At 32.8% G+C, this 1916-nt stretch carries 4 protein-coding genes; 2 read left to right on the top strand and 2 right to left on the bottom strand.

The window, feature by feature from the left end:
- The coding region (locus A9G44_RS00785) for an IS3 family transposase (protein WP_143426267.1) at positions 1–364 on the bottom strand (364 nt) is incomplete at its 3' end.
- Positions 364–621 (bottom strand): transposase, encoded by a 258-nt coding sequence (locus tag A9G44_RS00780; RefSeq protein WP_034909955.1) that lies wholly within the window; start codon positions 619–621, stop codon positions 364–366. The genes A9G44_RS00780 and A9G44_RS00785, both read right to left, overlap by 1 nt.
- A 317-nt stretch (positions 622–938) precedes the next feature.
- Between A9G44_RS00780 and A9G44_RS00775 the strand changes: the two genes are divergently transcribed.
- A complete protein-coding gene (locus A9G44_RS00775) occupies positions 939–1145 on the top strand; it encodes a hypothetical protein (RefSeq protein WP_065608869.1) in 207 nt (68 codons plus the stop codon).
- A 266-nt stretch (positions 1146–1411) separates the two neighbouring features.
- Complete coding sequence (locus A9G44_RS00770; protein WP_034910507.1) at positions 1412–1843, top strand: hypothetical protein; 432 nt, start codon at positions 1412–1414, stop codon at positions 1841–1843.
- Positions 1844–1916 lie beyond the last annotated feature (73 nt).

The following is a 1916-nucleotide window of genomic DNA, read 5'->3' as shown; positions in this document are numbered from 1 at the left end:
CCATTGACCAACATTCACCTTGTTTATTAGGCACCAATAGCTTTTCCGGGCATCGTGGAGGAATGCGTTTTTTTCGTTTTACTCTGAGATTAAGCTTTAATTCACAATACACCCGATAAACACGCTTATGGTTCCATTGATAGCCGAGCTTTCTGATACGATTAAAGCATTTAGGAAAGCCCCAGCGTAAATGCCGGTCTGTGATAGCATTCAATACCGAAACAATCACCGAATCATCCTGTAACTTAGGTTGATAATAGTAAGCACAACGGCTTAAGCCAACAATGGCACAACTCATAGCAATAGTAACTGAATGATTTTGTTGTAGTTGCTGTGCCCACGTTTTACGTGCCTTTGTGGGCACTAAAGCTTTTTTATGATTTCTTCCTGAAGCTGTGATTTTAAGCTAAGCTCGGCAAACATCTGCTTAAGTTTGCGGTTTTCAGCCTCCAGCTCTTTTAAGCGTTTGATATCCGAAGTTTCCATTCCGCCGTATTTTTCCCGCCATTTATAAAAAGTTGAATTACCCATGCCATATTTACGGCAGAGTTCCTTGACAGGAATACCTGCTTCAGCTTCTTTTAAAATAGCGACGATTTGATGTTCAGTCATTTTTTTCATAATTAAATCCCCTTTTACTTTTATCATAGATAATTTTCTACTTTTTTGCTGTACTATTTTAGGGGATAGTTACACAACTTGTTTGATTTCTATTTCAGATATATCTGTAGAATTAGAAATATTAACCAACAGCTTGGCAACTGATAAATAAAAATTCAATAAAATCAATGCTGTACCTGATGATTTTTATATCACCTAAAAAGACTTGTTTATTGAGCAATTTTTAAAAAACTACACTTGCTTTTTTCTTAAATCAGCGTTTAGATATAACAGTGATAAGCATTGGGTTTGTCACTAATTTATTAGGAGGACTTATAATGGTACAAAAATTTTCTCCATATGGTAGTGATGTTTCGTCTGGCACTTATAAGTGCGCTGACTGTGGCTATATTTATTCTAACCAAAGTAAGAAATCGTTACCTCCTTGCCCTGATTATAATAAAAAACCGCACAGCAAAAATGGTTGGTATATTATGTCTGGACAGGGTGATTCAGTTAAAGATCCTCATCCACATAAAAAGTAATTTTATTCAGTTAATGCTATTAAAAGGTAGCCAATATGGTTACCTTTTTTGATTGTATCGATTTAAAATGATATTTTTGAGTTGTCAGCAATTAATTGTGACGTATGTATAACAATATGACTATTAAGCATAAATATCAATTCTTTCATATGGTTGTTTTATAAACCGCTTATTTTGTTGTGAATTTATTTGATTTGTTTTTCATTTAGATGTTTTTTATAATAAAATCAATATGACTATTAAATCTAAAAGTAAGGAATATTGAAGTGAAAAAGCTAATGAAATTGGCAGTGTTACTTTCTGCTCTTTTTACAATTTCGAATGCATATAGTGCTGAATTACCACCATCAGCAAACATAACTAAAGCTTTTGCCGATAGTGCAAAAAGGTCGATATTAGGTGAAGGTGGCGAATTTCCGGTTAAAGTGGATGCGGGTTATGAAATAACTAACATTTTTGGTAACCTTAATAATATTGTTTTTGAATATAATATGCCGACCGATAGCCAAAGTGTATCAATAGTAGACATTACAGAAAATATCAGGCTTGGGCTTAATGCTCAATTTTGTAATAAGCAAGACGTGATTGAAGTATTACGTGCTTATGATATTCGGTTTTTATTTCGTTTTCAATTCAATGATGATCGTAATGTGCCAGCAACGTTATCAATAGATGAAATTTGTAAAGAACAAAAATAAATAGGTTAAATTTATAGCTATTATTGACACCTTATTTTGATATTATTATGTATAAAATGATTTTATAAGGCTT

It is taken from the genome of Gilliamella sp. Occ4-3 (genome assembly GCF_001690675.1).
Taxonomy (GTDB): Bacteria; Pseudomonadota; Gammaproteobacteria; order Enterobacterales; family Orbaceae; genus Gilliamella; species Gilliamella bombi.
Note: the sequence above shows the minus strand (reverse complement) of the source record. Positions and strands in the feature narration are given on the sequence as shown.